Annotated in this window: 18 protein-coding genes; 1 reads left to right on the forward strand and 17 read right to left on the reverse strand. The window is 34.9% G+C overall.

The window, feature by feature from the left end:
- Positions 1-65: 65 nt before the first annotated feature.
- The 15 genes from BLP68_RS11675 to BLP68_RS11735 form a co-directional block, all read right to left on the reverse strand.
- Positions 66-407 carry a hydrogenase maturation nickel metallochaperone HypA/HybF gene (locus BLP68_RS11675; protein WP_091543682.1) on the reverse strand — a complete coding sequence of 114 codons (342 nt, stop codon included), beginning with the start codon at positions 405-407 and terminating at the stop codon, positions 66-68.
- Between the two features lie 45 nt (positions 408-452).
- Complete coding sequence (locus BLP68_RS11680; RefSeq protein ID WP_091543685.1) at positions 453-1367, reverse strand: DUF5692 family protein; 915 nt, start codon at positions 1365-1367, stop codon at positions 453-455.
- 109 nt (positions 1368-1476) lie between these two features.
- Positions 1477-4164: an FAD-dependent oxidoreductase gene (locus BLP68_RS11685; protein WP_091543688.1), complete on the reverse strand. Its 2688-nt coding sequence runs from the start codon at positions 4162-4164 to the stop codon at positions 1477-1479.
- Positions 4165-4201: 37 nt separating this feature from the next.
- A complete protein-coding gene (gene hypB, locus BLP68_RS11690; protein ID WP_091543689.1) occupies positions 4202-4870 on the reverse strand; it encodes a hydrogenase nickel incorporation protein HypB in 669 nt (222 codons plus the stop codon).
- Between the two features lie 341 nt (positions 4871-5211).
- Positions 5212-6462, reverse strand: coding sequence for an FAD-dependent oxidoreductase (locus tag BLP68_RS11695; RefSeq protein WP_091543692.1), 1251 nt, complete (start codon positions 6460-6462; stop codon positions 5212-5214).
- Position 6463: 1 nt separating this feature from the next.
- Entirely contained in the window at positions 6464-7522 is a 1059-nt protein-coding gene (locus BLP68_RS11700) for a helix-turn-helix domain-containing protein (protein WP_091543695.1), read from the reverse strand.
- A gap of 421 nt (positions 7523-7943) precedes the next feature.
- Positions 7944-8357, reverse strand: a complete 414-nt coding sequence (locus BLP68_RS11705) for a stalk domain-containing protein (RefSeq protein WP_091543698.1) — start codon at positions 8355-8357, stop codon at positions 7944-7946.
- A gap of 23 nt (positions 8358-8380) precedes the next feature.
- Entirely contained in the window at positions 8381-8512 is a 132-nt protein-coding gene (locus tag BLP68_RS22270) for a hypothetical protein (RefSeq protein WP_278278221.1), read from the reverse strand.
- 81 nt (positions 8513-8593) lie between these two features.
- Positions 8594-9910, reverse strand: coding sequence for a Gfo/Idh/MocA family protein (locus BLP68_RS11710; RefSeq protein ID WP_091543699.1), 1317 nt, complete (start codon positions 9908-9910; stop codon positions 8594-8596).
- A gap of 332 nt (positions 9911-10242) precedes the next feature.
- Positions 10243-10419 (reverse strand): hypothetical protein, encoded by a 177-nt coding sequence (locus BLP68_RS21790; RefSeq protein WP_176758991.1) that lies wholly within the window; start codon positions 10417-10419, stop codon positions 10243-10245.
- Positions 10420-10653: 234 nt separating this feature from the next.
- Entirely contained in the window at positions 10654-11298 is a 645-nt protein-coding gene (pcp, locus tag BLP68_RS11715) for a pyroglutamyl-peptidase I (RefSeq protein ID WP_091543702.1), read from the reverse strand.
- A gap of 77 nt (positions 11299-11375) precedes the next feature.
- Entirely contained in the window at positions 11376-12374 is a 999-nt protein-coding gene (locus BLP68_RS11720; protein ID WP_091543705.1) for a 2,5-dihydroxypyridine 5,6-dioxygenase NicX family protein, read from the reverse strand.
- Positions 12375-12397: 23 nt separating this feature from the next.
- Positions 12398-13342, reverse strand: a complete 945-nt coding sequence (locus BLP68_RS11725; RefSeq protein WP_091543710.1) for a DUF979 domain-containing protein — start codon at positions 13340-13342, stop codon at positions 12398-12400.
- Positions 13339-14037: a DUF969 domain-containing protein gene (locus BLP68_RS11730; protein WP_091543712.1), complete on the reverse strand. Its 699-nt coding sequence runs from the start codon at positions 14035-14037 to the stop codon at positions 13339-13341. Before BLP68_RS11730 ends, BLP68_RS11725 begins: the two co-directional genes overlap by 4 nt.
- A gap of 45 nt (positions 14038-14082) precedes the next feature.
- Complete coding sequence (locus tag BLP68_RS11735; protein WP_091543716.1) at positions 14083-17343, reverse strand: M14 family metallopeptidase; 3261 nt, start codon at positions 17341-17343, stop codon at positions 14083-14085.
- Positions 17344-17826: 483 nt separating this feature from the next.
- Between BLP68_RS11735 and BLP68_RS11740 the strand changes: the two genes are divergently transcribed.
- Positions 17827-18429, forward strand: coding sequence for a TetR/AcrR family transcriptional regulator (locus BLP68_RS11740; protein ID WP_091543721.1), 603 nt, complete (start codon positions 17827-17829; stop codon positions 18427-18429).
- Between the two features lie 159 nt (positions 18430-18588).
- Here the strand turns inward: BLP68_RS11740 and BLP68_RS11745 are convergent, their stop codons facing one another.
- Together BLP68_RS11745 and BLP68_RS11750 are read right to left on the reverse strand one after the other, a co-directional pair.
- Positions 18589-19014 (reverse strand): ATP-binding cassette domain-containing protein, encoded by a 426-nt coding sequence (locus BLP68_RS11745; RefSeq protein WP_330389153.1) that lies wholly within the window; start codon positions 19012-19014, stop codon positions 18589-18591.
- 278 nt (positions 19015-19292) lie between these two features.
- Positions 19293-19580 (reverse strand): hypothetical protein, encoded by a 288-nt coding sequence (locus tag BLP68_RS11750; protein WP_091543727.1) that lies wholly within the window; start codon positions 19578-19580, stop codon positions 19293-19295.
- Positions 19581-19584: the final 4 nt, after the last annotated feature.

Raw genomic sequence — 19584 nt, forward strand, 5'->3', positions numbered from 1 at the left:
ATTTGATTTGTTGTTAGGTGAAACTAAAAATATAATAATATCTTTAATGTCTAACTTGTGAATATTTAGCAGGCAATGACTTCTTTAATCATAAATTCTTTACCGCACAATAACACCCAGTCCTCACTTCCACAGCTTGAACACTTATTGCTATTCTCAAGCAAATTAAACACTTTTTGGCACTTTTGACATATGGCATTGCCGGGTATTATTTCAATTTTTAATTGTGTCTCTTGTAATAACGTGCCATCAACAGCAGCCGGGTAACAAGCTTCTATATATTTGGGAATCATCGATGAAAGCTCGCCAATTTGGAGAACCAATGTATCGATTTTTGTTAAACCATTTTTTTTTGAGAACTCTTCAACTGTTTTAACGACTTCAATCACTACACCTAATTCATGCAAATGTACTCACCTCTACTGGTCTAAGTTTAAAAGACTGAAGGGAATCTAATTCCCTATATGAATTGTTCTTGTATTCTTTGAATCGGTCCAAATTTCGTCCTTCAAAGGGTTGAAACGATACTTTACAATTCGATATACTTGCCAAATAGCAAGACCGGCATTAAGTGCTAAAGATATCAAAGCCAGAGTCCAGTTAGCTGCAGCATTGTAGCTAACACTTACGTTAAAAGCACTTCCTGTTGCAAAGAAATATGGGAAGGTCATTACCCACATCATCCAAAATGACAAAGTATGTGCACGATTTTGCATCCATGTTCCTTTAGCCCAAAATAGAGCAGGAATAATTGGTGCTATATTCAGTGCTACACCTGAATAGAAGGCGTTACCCGGCGCACATGAGTATACATATGAAATATTCCATACTGCGTAGGCTATAATATACATAATGGTCTGATCAGGCCACACCATATCCTTCCGCTTGCCTGTAGTTCCGTAAATACCAACCCAACCACAGATTAGCAGCATACTAAGGATACCAGCGGCGGCGTTGGCATAGTTCCAACCACCAGAGATATAATACATACCATCAACTAACCCATTAAAGCCAGCTAAGCCAACCTGTAATTCCCTTACGGCTGCTTCTAAAATGTTTATTGCTAGAATGGCTGGAACCAGTACAATGTACCACTTATGCCTCTTGTGGTAATCTGTAAATCTTATAACCATATAGATTAAACTTCCTGCAAGGGCCGAATATACCTTAACCCAAGTAAACCAAGATGTAATTTCATTTCCGCCCCTCATCAACCAAATGGAAGTAAGTATCACTGGTAAAACCATAAACATGGAAATACTCACCAATTTACTTGATCGTACGAACTCATTCAGTCCGATTAGAATTCCCAATACTACCAACCACACAATAGCATTATACAAAGGAATTGCTTCGAAAAAGAACATAAAATAACACTCCTTTCAGATAAATATTTTATATGCTAATTAAACACCAGTTACTTAGAACCATATTAGCAGACGCCGGCCATCCATTTTCATCTTGATTAAAATTAAACTAGTTAAATAATCTTCTTAATGAATTTTTTGCCTTTTTAACTGTAATTTTTCCTTTACGCTTAATTATATTTTTAACAACTAATGGTTTAAGCTTTTCAATGGGTACACTTTCAGCATCATATTCTCTGACAAGCCCAATAGCCTCAAACTTACATCTAGTTGTACATGCACCACAGCCTATACACAAATACTCATCGACAGTTGTAGCGCCGCAGCCAAGACAGCGTTCTGTTTCCTTTATTACTTGCTCTTCTGTAAATGTAGAACGTAAATCCTTAAAGGATACTTTAGCCTTAGCACCATCGACATCATCTATTTTTTGTCTTGGAATACGGTCATACCCCTCCAGATTTAAGTTTTCTTTATCAAAGGCACGATATTCTCTCCTGTCACGACCGATAATCAAGCTCTGTCCCGGTTGAACATATCTGTGGATTGAAATTGCAGCTTCTTTGCCCATAGCAATGGCATCAATGGCAAAACTTGGACCTGTCATGGAGTCTCCTCCAGCAAATACATCTGGTTCTCCTGTTTGAAGGGTAAAGGAATCTGCCTTTATGGTCTTGTTAGGATTCAATTCTATTTTACTGTTTTCTAACAATTTGCCCCAATCCATTGCTTGACCTACTGAAATCAGTACATTATTTGTTTTAACAATTTTAATGTCGTTTTCATCAAACACTGGGCTAAACTTTCCATTCTCATCTAGAACCGAAAGACATTTTTTGAATTCTACAGCAACAACGTGTCCATTTTCTGTAATTAAACCCTTAGGACCCCAAGAGTTGTTAATTTCGATATCTTCTGACAATGCTTCTTCAATTTCTTCTTCAAGAGCTGGCATTTCCTCACGACTTTCTAAACAGAACATATCTACTTTTGAAGCACCTGTTCTAGTAGCTGTTCTTGCAACGTCAATAGCTACGTTACCTCCACCAATAACAATAGCATTTCCTTCAAGTTTTATATCATTACCGAGGTTTACATCCCTTAAGAAATCAATACCTGTAACCACACCTTCAGCCTCTTCCCCTTCGATACCAAGTTTTCTGCCTGCCTGAGCACCAATTGCAAGATAGAATGCTTCATATCCTTGACTTCTTAGTTCTTTAAGACTTATATCTCTTCCGACTTCAACACCTGTTTTAAACTCAACGCCTAATTCTCTTAAAATGTCAATTTCAGCGTTTACAACTTCTTTTTCCAATCTATAGGATGGAATTCCCAGAGTCAACATACCCCCAAGTACTTTTTGTTTTTCAAACACAGTTACTTTGTATCCATCAATCCCTAAGTAGTAAGCACAAGAGAGACCTGAAGGACCACCACCTATAATGGCAATTTTTTTACCGTATTCATGTCTCAATTTTGGTACATAACGGTTAGCGATATTTAAATCTTGTTCTGCGATGAATTTTTTGATTTCATCTACAGCAACAGGATCATCAATATCACCTCTAGTACAATCGAATTCACATTTTTTGGGACAGATACGTCCACATACTGCTGGGAAGGGGTTTTCATGCTTAATTAGTTCAAGTGCTTCTTTATACCTACCTTGAGATGCCAGTTTAATATAACCTTGAACAGAAATGTGGGCTGGACACTGTGTTTTACAAGGACTAGTTCCAGTTTCAACCACATTTTCCCTATTGGTACGATAATCTGCATTCCACTTGTCTGGACCCCATTCTGTATTAGATGGAAACTCTTCTATTTTCTTCGGGAGAATTGGTGTTTTTGTACATAATTTCTGTCCTAGCTTTAATGCATTAACCGGACAAACCTCAACACACTCTCCGCAAGCAACACACTTATTCTCGTCTACCTTTGAAACATAGTTTGATCGTACCATATCACTGTTCAAGAACATTCCAGCTATTCTAACAGCAAAACAGGAGCATCCGCAGCAATTGCAAATGGCATGTGTTTCTCCAGGACCATCTAAATTAGGTATACTATGCATCAATCCATTTTCTTCAGCCTTCTTAATAATCTCAAAGGCTTCGTCCCGGGTAATCTCCCTACCTCTACCTGTACGAATATAGTATTCAGCAGCGTGACCCATCTGAATACACATATCTTCCTTTAAATGACCGCAGCCTTCTCCCATAGCTTCTCTTGATGTACGACATGAACAATCGGAAACTGAGAAAATAGTATTATCATTAAGATATTTAGAAACCTCCTCATAGGATGCTCTTCTTGTTTCTCCTTGAATGGCTGTTTCGATAGGAATAACACGCATAGGTCCTGTTCCTACAGAAAAAATGCCTGCTCCCTGTGGCCCTTTTCTTAATCCGTAATCACTGAAGGCCTTGGCGATTTGAGGATACTTGGCAACGTTTTCCTTGTTGTTGGCCATCATTTCCATGTGGCCTGGAACCCAAAGGTCAATCCAGTATTTATCAACACCATCAATTTTATTGACAAAAGCAACCCCATCAACGGCCAATTCCCATAAGAGTTTGGCTGCTTCCTCTACTGGTTTTCCACACTGGACAGCAACTTCTTCTGCACTCATGGGTTTTCTGAATTCAAGACAAAGTGCGGCTTCTGCCATTTCTTCTGTAACAACTGGCTCCAGAATTTTGTATTCTGGATGCTCAGGCTTGATTTCTGTTTTTGAACCTCGTTTTGTTCTACTGATCTTATTGGCAAGATCAAGTACCTTTTCTTTTACCATATGTATCCCCCTCCCAAATACAGTTTTAAATCCTCAATTATTCGTTCCAATTTTTTACTTCATTACGTATCCAATCAGCCCATTCATTAATTCCTTCTCCTGTTCTAGCAGAGATTGGAATAACCTTGATATTGGGATTCAATTTTATTACACGTTCTTTAACTGCCTCTAAATCAAAATCAAAATAATCTATTGCATCTATCTTATTAATTAATAAAACATCAACAATTGAAAACATTAAAGGGTATTTAAGAGGTTTATCATCACCCTCTGGTACACTAAGAATCATGGCATTCTTTGATGCGCCTGTATCAAATTCAGCTGGACACACCAAGTTTCCAACATTCTCTAAAATGACAAAATCAACGCCTTCTGTTTCTAACCCCAATAGTCCTTGTTTGGTCATATCTGCATCAAGATGACACATTCCCCCTGTATGCAGTTGAATTACCTTTGTACCCGTCTTGGCAACCGCCTGTGCATCTACATCCGAGTCAATATCTGCCTCCATAACGCCAATATTCATCTCAGCCCTCAAGGCTTCAATGGTTTTTAGAACAGTTGTTGTTTTACCGGAGCCTGGTGATGACATTAAATTCAATAGAAAGGTCTTGTCTTTTTTCAATTCTGCCCTCAGCAAGTCTGCTTGTCGATCGTTGTTTTCGAATACGCTTTCTTTTATCTCTAGAATTTTAAATGTATCCATATCATATCCCCCATTTTATTTTAGATTTTACCTGTTTCAATTGATAAACTTAATTAGTTGATTAGAATCAATTAGTTCTATCTATTGTTCTCATTTGATTGTTATTATTTTGTCACTTTCAGTATATTAATAAAAAATTATGCTGTCAAAAACGATAAACCTTTGAAATTGAAACATTTAGCTGACTTTATATCTTATGTATGGTTTACACTTTTATAATGCTACAAGCCTCTCTCTAATCACTCATACGATTACTCCCTGAGCAAGGGAGTGTAAACTATACTTTAAAACAAAAAAGTTGCTTGGAATGATTTAGAACCATCCATGCAACCTGTGTTTTTCTAAAAATATTTATTTATCAAGTAGTTAGAATATCGAATGCAATTTTCCATTGATACGGTGCTCATGATTTCACCTGCTAAGAAAATGTTATTTTTGCCTTGCATCATTTCCATTTTATCATAGAATCCTTTTTGCAATACATGGGTATCAACATATGGACCCTGCTTCCAGCTTTTATAGCGATGTAATTTTAGATTTTGAATACCCAATTTTAGCAAATCTTTCTCTAGTACCATTAAGGATTCTGCCTTTGATAGCTTAGGATGATTGTAGGCATAAGTTGTTAACAGACCTTCTTCACTGATTGAATCCCAGCGGGAATTCCATATGATAAGGTGTCCCTTATTATTATTTGATAAATTTTCTAGTACGCAGCCACAGCCTTTTGGTATTTTTTCACCAGTAAATGCATATACAGTATAATCTTGATATCTGATACATCTAAGAAAATCTTTCATCTCATCATCATCAAAAATATCTGCAAATTCATCAAGAGGAGCTGTAATGACAACACGATGAAATTCAAGGGCCTCAAACTCTGTATGAAGATATAACGTATCACGTTCTGATAGAGCAATTCTTTCTACTTTTTGTCCCAGTTTAATATTTTCCACTGTCTGACTTAAACTCTCAATTAGAGAAGAAACCCCAGCCTTCCATGTGAAAAGCTCTGGTACTTCTAAAAAAGACATTACTGTATCGTAATTCAAAATACGTAAAACATATAGAGCAGGAACTTGATTGATATCTCCCAGTCCGTAGCTGGAAAAATGATGCATATAAATGCTTTTTAAAACACTAAATTGATGGATATCACACCACTTTGAGAATGGTAACATTAAAGATGTCTCAAGATGATGAATATTAACCCTTTCTAATGATTTATACTCCTCCAAAACATCAGGCAGACGATCGACTTCTTTAAGAAAATCACCCAATGTCTCCTTGGGAATTTGCATAATTTTATTGCCGTTAATATCATAATTTACTCGGGACAAACTTGGACCATCAATTTTTATATTAAATTCCTTCATAAGACTTTGCAGTTGCTTCTGAACAGGCAAACCAAAAATAGCTCCCAATTCATAAGATTTTTCCTTATACCATATAGTATGCAGCTTACCACCTAGCCTATTGTCTCTTTCAAAAACAGTAACATTTCTATATCCTTTTTTTTGTAAACCTGCTGCTATTACAAGGCCAGAAAGTCCACCACCTATCACCGCAACCTTACAATCTATTTTATTCATTTTAATCAACTCGTTTCGTTTGATTAAGCAGGGCTAAAATCCATAGGGGTAAAGTATCGAAATCCACATTATTTTCAGCCGCCCTTTCAAGTATAACCTCTGCTGGTGTTTTTCCATAATTACTACCACTTGATATGGTTCTAGAAAAGTTGTAATGTCTCAGAAATTTATGAAATGCCCTTTCAATCTTAACAAAGGAATCAATACTTTTATCAGCTCCAATTTTGCTATAAAACTCTTTGACCAAATACTCATTAAATTCATCCATTGCATTCATTAGGGTACTTTTTTCATTTTCAATAAAGCAGTGTTTGATATTTAAATTCTCAGTAACTTCTTTATACTTATTCCCTTTAATAAAGTAAGGTATAAACTCCTTCGTTTTTTTAGTGATTAAATTATCAATTTTTAAGTTGAATGTCTTTAACAGGTACACGATTTTCAGCTGAAAAAAATACCATACATCTATATCTTGCTTTTTATTATACAGTTTTACAACCCCTAATTTGGAATAAACATCATAAAAGCTATATTGATATATTTTGCCAATCCCATCGAATCTCCCTATAAAATCAATACGCTGTATTATAAAATCACCTGGGTAAGCTGCTTCTTTATGTTCATTGATGGGGGGCATCAACTGTTTCTTATTCTGCTTTCCATTTATATGTAGTTTTTTGTTTTTTGAATATATCACTCGTTGAGCTTTTCTTGATAAATTATGCCGTTTTAAAACATTGTATATTCCAGATTCTCCAATACTAAGTCCTTCCGATTTCAGTTCATAGTAAATTCTTTTTGGACCATCGGCAGGGCAGCTCTCAACATATGCTAAAATTTCATGCTCAACGGATTTGCTAACTTTATTAGGCATTTTAGGCTTTTGAGGCTCTTTGTTTTTCAATCCAGTCATGCCATACTTCTGATAAGCTCTGTACCAGTTATAAAATGTAGTCCTGGAGATACTAAACAATTTACACGTGTGGGAAACATTATTTTCTTTCAAAGCGTGTTTTAAAATCATATATTTGCTATGGGCATTAAACCCTTCTGATTTCATATTGGTCCCCCTTATACTGACCAGCAATTAACTAGTGCATCTGGTATAATAATTCCTCGTCATATAGATAACATCTCAGTTAAGTCAGTAATTACGAAGAATATTGTTTGAGACATCTATATTTTATCCTTTATTATTACATACTTCCATAGGTTTTCGATATTTTTTTAAAATTATGTTAGATTCTTATTTATCCAACAGCTGATTTAAATATAGTTAGTGAGCTAAGGTGAGGTTGTTGAAAAAGTCAACAATATCCATACTGTTCAAAATTCTTCAGATTCAAGGCGCAAGAAAACCCAGCGACTACAGCGTATACATAATACGTAAAGGTGCTGGGTTTTTGCAACAACGAAGAAGATGGAGGATTTTCAACAGTCTGACCTCAGAAATAATTCTGAGGTCATATTGATTGTATACCTTATTTTACTATCATAATCTCTCTAGTCTCCGGATCATACTCCACTGTAGCACCCAAGGCTTCACAAATAAAACGTAATGGTGCATAGGTGCGTCCTGGAGGCAAGATAACTGCCTCGCAATCAATCATGATGACTTCTCCATTTACCAGTACCTCCTTTGAGCCAATAGTCAGAAGGATTTCTTTTTCTCCATCCTTGATTAAAACCTGCCTTGTTTCTGGTAGCCAGATTACCTCTGCTCCTAAGGCTTCGCTGATGAATCTGATGGGTACCAATGTCCTGTTGGAGGCTCCATCAATAAAGGGTATTGCATCCAACAAATGGGTTTTTCCATCTATTTTTATTTCATTTTTTCCTAGAGCCACGGGGACGTTTTGTTTGCCACCAAAGTCAAAAATACTTGATAGTGGCATTTTTTAAATAATACTTTAAACTTTTACTCAGATCTTTTGTTTATTTTATTCTCTAAATCTTGAACTCTCTTTTCTAATTTATTCACTTTAGATTGAAAATCAAAATAGAAGTATACAACTAAAACAAGTAGTCCAGAACCAATCACTTCCACCATAGCTTTACCTCCTTTACAAGTACATAAATAGGTTTCATACTATAATGTAACAAGTGAATATTTCGCATATCTATTTTCGTGTTATTCTCTGTAGGTTTTATTTTTACTACAATACTCTATAAATTCCTCAATAAGGATAGTTTTCCCAGTAATTCGAGCTTCTTCTAATGCCAATGCTACAACATGACTGTGGACTGATTGTGATATAGGAGTAATGCTCTCCTTTTTAGCCCGATAGCTTTCAAACGCAGATTTAACAAAAAGACGGTCAGCGCCTCCATGTCCGAAATACTTTGAAACATCCCATGGCTTGTATAACCTAATTCTTTTGATGATTTTGCGGTCAAGATGAAGAATGTGTTTGAGAAAACCTTTGATTAGAGGTTGCAGATCAAAAGTGGAGACTTCAATCTTTCTTTCGTCGGCTATGATTTCCCCGTATTCACACATTACCTTAATGAATCGATGCATTTTTCTAGTGAAGGCATTTAAATTGAAGGTAGCACATACTCCGTTTTCAAATTCCAAAATAGATGATTGATGATCGACCACATTATGATCCATTGTATAGATGCATCGACCGTAATCAGTGGATCTCAGACCTTCTCTAACAGCTTTTCTTGTATATTTATTTTTTGTGAACAAGGGATAAAAACCACCAAAGGAGGTATACATTCTTTCCCCTTCATATCGGCAGTCCTTTTTCACAGCGCAGCTTTCACAACGCTCCCCGTGACCTATTGGAGCGTTTTCTGAGTGGAAATAGCTTAATGATCCAAAAGACGCAACCCGTTTGACCCTGCTACCCACAAGGTAATAAAGAAGATCAATATCATGACTGGATTTTGTCAGAACCAATGGACCACTTGTTTCCTTTTTCCTCCAGCTACCTCTTGCATAGCTGTGGGCATAATGATAATGCCCAATGTTCTCATGGTGTGAGATAGTTATTATTTTTCCAAGCTTTCCTTCATCCACTATCTTTTTTATCATCTGCCACATCTTATGATATCTAAGCACATGACATACAATAACAGTTCTCCCAAGTTTATTAGATAGTTCCTCCAACTCAAGCAATTCTTTTACATCCAAAGCAACAGGTTTCTCCAAAATAAGGTCATATCCTTTATTCAGGGCCTTTTTTGCCAATTCATAATGCGTTGTATCCTGTGTTGCTATTATCAAGAGATCGCTCTGTTTAGGCCTTAAGAAGAACTCATCTGTAGACTTATAAAGAGATTCATTTGAAACTCCGAAACGCTTTTGAAATTGGGAAAGTCGTTCTGGATCCTCATCTATACAACACAGAAACTTTACATCATCAAATTCTTGCTGTGCTATGGTAGCGTAAGTATCTAGGCCTCTATTTCCTGCTCCTAAAAGCGATACTGTTATCATTTATATACCTCCATCGACACACATCATTTTCAAGTTAAAATGACACATAAACATATCTCCTTTAAAAAAGCAGATAAAGAAATATATTAATTCCAAAGGAATTACATGAATTTACAATATTATTATATATGATTTCAATGAAAATATATAAATTTAATGATGAAATAAAGTATGCAATTAGTGCAATTGCAGTTGCTGCATTAGTGTTTTAAATTAATATAAATGAGGACTGCTTTTGTAATATTAAAAAATCATTTAAAAGCAGTCCTTATACCTAGACAAATGGAACACTTAAAAATAGAAAAGATTTTCCTCTGAGTTGATTAGAGTTACTAATCTTGATACCCAGATAATTGTTGCTGGGCTGCGTTAAGTGAATTTATTGCTTGTTGAATCTTATTCTTGTTATCTGGTTTCTCTGCAGAACTAAGTGCTTGTTGTAATGTACTAACAGTAGTTTGTACTGATGACATACTTTGATCAACATATTGTTTTGCTTTACCTGGCATATATCCACCTCCTTCAATAATAAATTCAAGTATAGTATTTTCTAAAATTTACTTACTATACACAAATACATTCTTTATATAACCAAGAAGAATTCTAAAATGATTATTAAATAAAATTTTGCGAAAAAAAACCGCTTATGAGAGGTTTTTTTCCTCTTTAAAGCGGTTCACAAATATGCGATACCATAAAACATCCCAAAATCAAAAGTATATGACTTTAATCCTATGAATCAGTTACATTATTGTACCCATAACTTCCTTAGCTTCTTCTTTATTAACTATAATGGCTTCAACCGCAAACTCCAATGCCTTTGCAATAGTTTCTACTGACATGCATGCAGTTCCATCTGGTTTACCAACGGCCTGTTCTATTGAGAAGGGGACGTGGATAAAACCTACACGAATGTTCGGGTATTTTTTATGTGTCATATATAGTGTATTGTACATTATACTATTACATACATATGTACCTGCAGTATAGGATATATTTGCAGGAATACCATGTTTTCTAATATTTTTCACCATAGCCTTTACTGGAATTGTTGCAAAGTATGCAGTTTCTCCATCTTGCTGTAATTTTTCATCCATAGGCTGTTCACCATCATTGTCTGGGATTCTGGCTTCTGCAAGATTAATTGCAACCTTTTCTACAGTTATATTAGAACGTCCGCCTGCTTGCCCTACGCTGAGCACAACATCTGGTTCATACTTATTAATTGCTTCTTCGACTGCTATAGTACTTTTCGAGAATACAGTGGGAATCTCAATTTTTATAATATCCCCGCCTGCTATCTTATTTGGAAGGAGTTTTACAGCTTCATAGGCAGGATTTACTTTTTCTCCTCCAAAGGGATCAAAGCCAGTTACTAGTATTTTCATACATATGCCTCCTCATTTCATCTATCTTTTACTTACATACTTCCTTATAATTAGAGTTATTTATTAAAACTAAATAATTAGTATACTTCTGGTTCTGGTATTATGATCCTTCCTTGTTGCATTATTTTTCTGTTGTCAGCATAAATATCTGGTTCTAAGCTTACCAAATCAAAGTGTCCACTTGCCTCATGTACTCCTCCAAGTGCTATGTTTCTTCCAAAACCTATGTGAAAGGTACCATAGGCAGATTCGTCCTCAATGTAACAATTGCCTTCACATTTGGAATAGGAATTTAATCCTATCCCAAATTCTGAGGCAACATACATCTGGGGGTCATTATATTTTTTAATATATTTACTTAATAAGATTCCACTTTTATTCTGCTGTATCTTCTGAATTTTTCCTTGAGAAAATGAAATCTTAATTGGTTCCTTGGGTCGTCCAATATATCCAAGGGAGCCGTCAACTACCATTATTCCTTCTGTCTTTGTTTCCTCTATTGGTACATAAACTTCAAAGCTTGCGGATGAGTATCCATTTCCGTCTTTTACCACTCCATTGAAAAATCCTGGTGTTCGGTCTCTTTTATAGACCTTCAAATTAGTCCCAGCTTTTGTTGTAATTTGAAGCATAGATGAATTATGAATATATTTCATGATTACCTTTGCCATCATTTTGCTCTTCTTGGTGTCCATTGCTATAAAATCATAGGATAGCATGGATTTTTGATTATTTACAGAAAGGGGAAGAGAGAGAAACATATTTCCACTTTCTATAGCCCTTTTTGTTGCCCGGGTTGTTACCAATGAATAATCTGTAGCACCAATGATAGCAGTATAGTTATCAAATATCAATTCATTTTCATCAAAAAATACACCTACTTGTATTCCTGTTTTCTCCATAATCATCATATCTACAGAAGCTTTTCTTTTTAGAGCGTATTTTTTAAGTGCTGAAGACTCTAATATATACTTGTCACTAGTAACAATTAATAGCCTATCTCCTCGTTTAATTTTCATCCAATCCTGTATTACAATTTGTGCTCCACGCTCCAAACGCTCCAAGTAATCGTTCATGCTATCCCTCTATCTATATCTTCTTATTTGAACATAATCATGTAAGTAATCTGGAAAGTAATCAAAATTAATGCTGGTATTACTTGATTTTTAATTACTCCCATTCTGTCCTTCATATCAAGCATGGCCACTGGAACAATATTAAAGTTTGCAGCCATAGGCGTACACAATGTTCCACAATATCCTGATGTAAGTGCAAGCATACCGATTACTACCGGATCAGCTCCATAAGCAAGTACAAAGGGAGCACCTATACCCACAGTCATAACAGTAATGGCAGCAAAAGCATTACCCATAATCATTGTGAATAACATCATACCTAGTGCATAGACAATTATACCTACATTAACATTCCCTTGTGGAATTATATTACCAACTATTGAAGCAATTACTTGACCAACTCCAGCTGCTGCAAATACGGCTCCAAGGCTTGCTAAAAGCATTGGCAACATACTAAGTGGTCCTACTGAAGACAATAATCGTTCGGAATCCTTTAAAAAAACCTGTGGTGTATTATTAGATGAGAACATCATCAACAGTATTGTGGATACTAGGATTCCTGCACCTACTCCAACCAAAGCCCCCATAGTTGTGAAAACAGCAAAGATAATTGCACAAATACCTATTGCCAATGCAGGAATAAATATTTTCATTCCAATTTTATCAAAGGCTGCTTTTGATTCTTCTTGAGTTGGTGGATTCTGCTTACCAATTTTTACTTTTTGCATAATAGATGGTATTGTCATAGTAATGATCAATACACCATTAAACATTGGTGGAATCCATCTGCCAAATGCAATTACAATACCTAACGAGCACCAGAAAATGGCTGTTCCCATTCTAGAAGGATTTTCCTCATCCCTTCCATTTTTAACACCAGTATAAATAGTAATTAATCCAATAATTATATATATAACCTCTAATAATTTTGCTCCTATCATAATTTCTGAATTCATGAAAAATGTCATGCTGTTTCTTCCTCCTTCCTATCCTTGCTGTAGTATTTCTTGCAAAGCTTCTTATCTTTAAGATAGTAATAAACAATTGCAACTGAAACAGCAACAATGGCTACTGGTATTTCTACCTTAACCAAATCGATTAATTCAACATGGTAACCGAGGGAAGCTAATGTTGATTGCACCAACAGTCCACCAGCGCCACCGACAAATAGTACCTGACAGAAGAACCATGCAATATTCTCCATACCTGAAGCCATTCCTTTTATTTCATCCAAATGATCTTCATTTACTTTTTCGCCTTTAGCTTCAATGGAACCTGCCGCCATAGGCATGATAATAGGTCTTACAAAACCAGCAACTCCACCAAAGCTTACATTGAAAGCACCAAAAATACCTCTCATAATACCATAAGCTCCAATAACCTTACCAGGAGAAGCACCCTTTATTTTTTCTATAAGGCTTGCGGCTGCATCTTTAAGACCATTTCTCTCCAATGTTCCTGTTACAAACATGATTAAAATGAATATTGCCATGGCTCGATTAGCAACAAATGAAGTTCCGAGGGTATTAAGAAGTCCTGTTATTCCAAGCCCTCCTACTAATGCTGTCACTATTGCTGCACATAAGATTATTAAAATAGAATCTTTCTTAAGTGCAAATCCGATAATGACAATAAGAATTCCTAGCAGTTTAATAAGTTCCATGTTTTTCCTCCTTTATCTTATTAGATTTTTTATTTCAAAGCTACATTAGACAATTATTGGTCTATGTCTAATACAACTAATTGAAATCTTGTTTTCTGCTATTTCGCATTTACGTTCATATGCGCAGGTACAATTCATCAGCATTTCAATTACTGCTTCATCATGGGCTACATGTGCTTTTGCACAAAGGTTCAAATAATCTCCTTGAGCTGTTTCATCTGCAACCTCACTTGTATAAGCTACAGTTGTAATCCAAGGAAATCGAATTGATGGATATCTGTGGGAAGGATCAAATGAAAAGGGTATCCAATAATTAATCATATTTTTATAATAATCAGCTGGAAACAATTTCGGCATCCATCCATGGGCATATTTCTCGAATTTTGACATCCATTCTTTGTTCCACTGGGTAATTTCGTCATCATGCTGAATTTTATCTGCAATAACCTCTTCAATTTTTTTATTCACAGAATAATTACTCTTATAATCATCATCATTAACTATCCAAAAATATCCATATAGTAATGAACGAGGTAACCAAAAGCCTTTAAAGGAAGGTGAAGTATATCCTGAAAACTGTTGTTCCCACTCATGACTTGGAACACCATGGTTATCAATAATTATATCCGGCAGGTACTTCTCCCACAATCTAGTAAGGGCCATAGCTTCGGTATGAATAGTATCTGACTTAAAATGTTCATGATAAAATTCTTTTCCTATTGCATTAAACCTTGCAACATGTAATTTCCATTTTGGGTTATCCTTTTGAAGCTCATAATGTATCGCAGCTCCATCCACATTCTCCATTGGAACAATAACAAGATTCAATTTACCTGAAATAGATTTATATTTTTCTTCTGTCAGCAGCTTCTTTAATAGCATAAAGGCGGCATTAGTGCTGGAGACCTCATTTGCATGATGTCTAGAATTAATTATTTGCGAAGGGAGATTAGTAATACGTTTTGTTCTTGAGACATAGCCTTCTTCTTTTGGTAGTAACTCAATTGCATAAATATCTCTTCCTAAATAAGATGTAGCTATAGGATACACGTTAATTCCAGGTACATGCTTTAATTGATTTATAATCTCTATATACTCCCCATAGCCTATCAAAGTATGTTCCATTAAATCTATATCCAAAATACTAAGATTCTTTTCTAATACATGCTGTTCTATAATGCCAGCAGCATAGCAGTTTTCTTCAGTTAATATCTTCAGAGCATCTATACTCTTAAATTGCTTACTTACTTTAAGTAACTGATGCTCTAAGAGATACATATAGCTCTCTATAATTTTCTCTTCTTTAATATTGGTTTTCAAAAATGCCGTAATTTTACCATCAGCATAACTTAACTTTTGTAAATATAACTCCACTTCCTCCCTTTTTAAATGGCTTTTAATTAATTTATTGTTTGCTTTTATGCAAGGAGTTTTTTCTTCTTCATCATATAGCGTTACCATAAATTTGGGCTTCCCTATACCCTTTTTTATAACCGGAAGTATTAATCCCGGTGCGTCTATCAGGTTTTTACTGCTTTCCATACCATAAACCTTAAAATAATCTGCCCCGACAAAATGTATATCTTCATGCAAAGAGTCCAATGAAGAAATCAAATCTTCCCTAAAGGGTAGCGGGTAATCTGGCTCACTTGCATCAACTTCTAAGCGTAGTTGAGAAAAAAAAGGCTGTGATTCTACGCTAATATAACCCCCTGTCTTTGTCTCAATAAATTTTTTGCATTTTGGCAATACTTCTGCTTGATATATATTCCAAATATTTTCAACATCCGTTGCAATATATTCGTTAACAACCTCTATTCCATTTACAAAAACCTTTATAAATCCTGTTGAAGGGTGTACTTTCCCCATCTGTGGATAGTCATCTAAGTAAGGCCTTTCTGAATATGAGGCTTTATAAACTGATGTCAACAATATTTCCCCTTTGGCTCCAAAGGCTTTTACTTCATAGGTTATGTCATGTTCACCATCATATGTCACAAATTCAACATTATCTCTATTTATTTCAAGCTTCTTTTCAATGATATCATCCACTGGGTATAATTCTTGCAAATACCGAATTGGTATATCAAACCATTTATCGGGACAATCCGCCTTCAAGTTATGATAAGTAGGTGTAGCTCCATCTTCATCTACCCACTCCGTTACTCCATCTGGAAGGAATGGTTTAAAGGCAATCTCCATCTTTTTTACTTTCTTGCCCTCCAATTGTGGCAGTATCACTTCTTCAATCCATGAAAAGCCCTGTTTGTAAGCACATATTACCTGAATTTCTTTTGTTCTAGCCTTAACTTTTCGAAGTTCTGCTTCTACTTCTTTAGTTAGATGGCTTCTGACATCCTTTTCTTCACTGAGGGCACCATAGATTTCAACTTCATCCCCTGGCTTTAATTTATGATATAGCTTCTCTCTTAAAATGTCTTTAAAAACATCTACTTCCCATGGAATGTCATAAATCTTTTCGTATATCTTCTTCTTTCCTTTATGATTCTTGAATTCCACCTTTGGAAAAATAGGTTGAATATTATTTATAGCTTCTTCAATTTTAGGGGATACATATGCAGTAATAACACCTTCTAATTCCTTCTCATATGCTCTTAGATATGACAACTGTCCATCTAAGTCTTTCATTACTAAGCTATCTGTCATGTCCTTCAACTGTTCTACCCAGGTCCTGCCATCTGAAAGCAAAGGAAAGCATTGGCATATATCTGCTGAAAATTTTTCAAGCTCTTGATCCTGTCCAAATATTCGGATAATTTTTCTTTTATCTTTTTCTATAAACTCCATACCACATTCATTATTTTTTTCGAAGACCAGAAGATTTCCATTCCAACTATCTTCGGCTATTATTGGTCCTTCATAGGCAGTAGTCTCCATTCCGAATCGAAAAGCAAAATTGCATGCCGCTGTCAATACGGAAAGATCACAATCATTTGGAATTTCTATTTTAAAATTTAACTTATCTGGTAATTGGTCAAAATTATCATCTTCCAAGAACATCCCCTTGGAAAATAGAGTTTCTAACCCTTTCTTCTTTCTCCAGTCAAACTCCATAATTGACTTTGCTTCTTTAATGGCTGAAGTGTAATCTTCTGGCCATTTTTCTGGTATAACGCTATATTTTTTATGTAATTCAGCTAAGCTTTCTGGGATTTTCATCCCTTCCTCCTTAGATATAACTGGAAACTTTGCTGAAGTTGAATAAAAACCATTAATTAAACTGACCTCAACAGCCCTTTTTTTTTGTTCCCAGCTTAAACCTTCATCTACCAAAATCTTATTCATATACCATACCTCCATAAACTTTTTATATAAACAGAAGCATTTCATATGCTAACTTAATAGTCACATTATTATTTATACAACAGATTGGAAATTTTTCCATTTACAACGATATAGTACCGCGTTCCGTTCTTCGTTTCTATTTTAATATTATAATATGCTAGACTCTTATGTCAAGGTCATTTAAAAAGCACATATATGATTTATCAAGATAATTCCCAGTAAAAATTATCCTTTTATTCTTTGAATATTTTTTGCATAGGATTAAAATATTGATAATTCTGAAATTAAAAGATATTAAGTTTCCACATATCAAAATAATCTACTAATATATTTCCAATTTTTTTTTTCAATTTTACAACAGAATTTTTCCTTCTACCCTTTAAAGAGCCTCTGTATCCAACCTGTAAACGTTGCCAAAAACTTATTTGTATGATATTATTTTTAAGTAGTTAATTTTTCCATTTAGAGGAGTATATAAAAAATATGGATATTATTGATATTAAACAAAAACCTAGTGTAAAGGAAAAAATCATTGATGCAGCCTGGAAATTGTTTTTAGAACAGGGCTATAAGGATACTACGGTTAATCAGATTATTGAAACTTCCAAAACATCTCGAGGTGCTTTTTATCATCATTTTCACGGAAAAGAAGAAATACTTTTCTACATTGCCTATTATTTTGACGCTGACTATGTAAATTGGTTAAGTTCAATTAAACCTAACTTAAAAGCATTGGATAAATTATTAGAGTTTAATTTATTTGTTATGAAAAATCTAGAAGACTCTCCCTATAGGCCACTTTTAGCCACCTTATATGGTATGCAGGTTATAACAACTGGCAAACGTCATATAATGAATCCAGAAAGAGAATATTATAAGATTGTTTCATCTATCATGAAGGAAGGTATAGAAAATGGAGAGATTACAAGTCATCTTTCATATTTAGAGTTAACAGAATGGTATTCAATTATAGAGCGGGGACTTACATATGATTGGTGTCTAAGTCAAGGGCGCTATTCACTTGTTCAATATGGACAGCGAATGATTAAGTCTTTTATATATAGCATTAGTAATAAAGATCTATAGTGTGGTTTTAAATAAAATAGGGTAAGCAGGATGTGTTTTCCAAGAAAATTATATGGGGTGGGATTGCCATTTGCGGCCATCCCACTCCTTTTTAAAAATTATTCAGATATTGCTCCCTATGGTACAGAAAAAATATACTCGAAAAAATACCACAGATAGTCAGATGCAGAGTGCAGACTGATTATCTACAATTTCTTGATTATACTTAATAAAGAAGGCAAAAAGCTTCTTTTCCCCCTCATCATCAATGGGATAATTATCTGAAATAGTACCTTTTTCAATATGCAGAGCATGACTACAGCTTTCAAGAATTAATTCAAGATCATGTGAAATAATAAATTGTGTTTTACCCATCCCTTGAAGCTTCTTTAAATTATGGGCTACTCCCTTCATATGACGCAGATCTAACCCACTGGTGGGTTCATCGAGTATGATAATCTCCCGCTCAGATGCAATAGCACTTCCTATTGCCACCCTCTGCTTCTGACCACCTGATAAGGACATGGGGTGGAACTCCTTCATTTCCAATAAATTAAGGCTATCTAAAATCCCTTCAGCTTTAACAATATCTGGAACATTTGATATTGATTTTCAAAATCATGTGATAATAACAGGATACTCCATTTCCTTATCCTTCTTCTACGCAAAACAGTATAAGTTTTATGCCAAAAGGGATTTGTAATTAATATAAGTTGAAAGCACAAAAAAAGTGATGATGTATCAACACTTTCTCTGACCTAAGCTCATTCTTGACTTGCTTTGCAATGGATTTATGTAATAATAGGCTTCTTTGTTCTTTTTCTATCTTTTAATATAGAAAAACGGCGGAGTCAAAGAATAAACTCACACCGTTTTTGTAATGATTAAGCTTTTTTTCCAATGATTTTAATTTCACCAAATTGAGAATCAATATAACCTTCCAATGTATCACCATTTACCGTACACTTTGCGGTAAATGGAATCTTCTTAACGAGCTTCTTTAGTTCGCTGGTGAACTCAATGCTATTTCCTTTTACTACCCCTGTAAATTCTTTTTCATTTCCTAAAATCTTTAATATGCCACTAAGCTTTTCCCCTTCAGTATTAAGAAATATAGTTCCCTTTTCCGGCCCTATAGGTGTGAGCAATGTAATATTATAGCTTCCCTTCATGATA

The sequence above is a fragment of the Alkaliphilus peptidifermentans DSM 18978 genome, assembly GCF_900101495.1.
Classification (GTDB): Bacteria; Bacillota; Clostridia; order Peptostreptococcales; family Natronincolaceae; genus Alkaliphilus_C; species Alkaliphilus_C peptidifermentans.

Excerpts from the sequence above, each read along its gene's own strand:
- BLP68_RS11680 (WP_091543685.1), bottom strand. The coding sequence starts at position 1,367 with ATGTTCTTTTTCGAAGCAATTCCTTTGTATAATGCTATTGTGTGGTTG.
- BLP68_RS11685 (WP_091543688.1), bottom strand. The coding sequence starts at position 4,164 with ATGGTAAAAGAAAAGGTACTTGATCTTGCCAATAAGATCAGTAGAACA.
- hypB (WP_091543689.1), bottom strand. The coding sequence starts at position 4,870 with ATGGATACATTTAAAATTCTAGAGATAAAAGAAAGCGTATTCGAAAAC.
- BLP68_RS11695 (WP_091543692.1), bottom strand. The coding sequence starts at position 6,462 with ATGAATAAAATAGATTGTAAGGTTGCGGTGATAGGTGGTGGACTTTCT.
- BLP68_RS11700 (WP_091543695.1), bottom strand. The coding sequence starts at position 7,522 with ATGAAATCAGAAGGGTTTAATGCCCATAGCAAATATATGATTTTAAAA.
- BLP68_RS11705 (WP_091543698.1), bottom strand. The coding sequence starts at position 8,357 with ATGCCACTATCAAGTATTTTTGACTTTGGTGGCAAACAAAACGTCCCC.
- BLP68_RS22270 (WP_278278221.1), bottom strand. The coding sequence starts at position 8,512 with ATGGTGGAAGTGATTGGTTCTGGACTACTTGTTTTAGTTGTATACTTC.
- BLP68_RS11710 (WP_091543699.1), bottom strand. The coding sequence starts at position 9,910 with ATGATAACAGTATCGCTTTTAGGAGCAGGAAATAGAGGCCTAGATACT.
- BLP68_RS21790 (WP_176758991.1), bottom strand. The coding sequence starts at position 10,419 with ATGCCAGGTAAAGCAAAACAATATGTTGATCAAAGTATGTCATCAGTA.
- pcp (WP_091543702.1), bottom strand. The coding sequence starts at position 11,298 with ATGAAAATACTAGTAACTGGCTTTGATCCCTTTGGAGGAGAAAAAGTA.
- BLP68_RS11720 (WP_091543705.1), bottom strand. The coding sequence starts at position 12,374 with ATGAACGATTACTTGGAGCGTTTGGAGCGTGGAGCACAAATTGTAATA.
- BLP68_RS11725 (WP_091543710.1), bottom strand. The coding sequence starts at position 13,342 with ATGACATTTTTCATGAATTCAGAAATTATGATAGGAGCAAAATTATTA.
- BLP68_RS11730 (WP_091543712.1), bottom strand. The coding sequence starts at position 14,037 with ATGGAACTTATTAAACTGCTAGGAATTCTTATTGTCATTATCGGATTT.
- BLP68_RS11735 (WP_091543716.1), bottom strand. The coding sequence starts at position 17,343 with ATGAATAAGATTTTGGTAGATGAAGGTTTAAGCTGGGAACAAAAAAAA.
- BLP68_RS11740 (WP_091543721.1), top strand. The coding sequence starts at position 17,827 with ATGGATATTATTGATATTAAACAAAAACCTAGTGTAAAGGAAAAAATC.
- BLP68_RS11750 (WP_091543727.1), bottom strand. The coding sequence starts at position 19,580 with ATGAAGGGAAGCTATAATATTACATTGCTCACACCTATAGGGCCGGAA.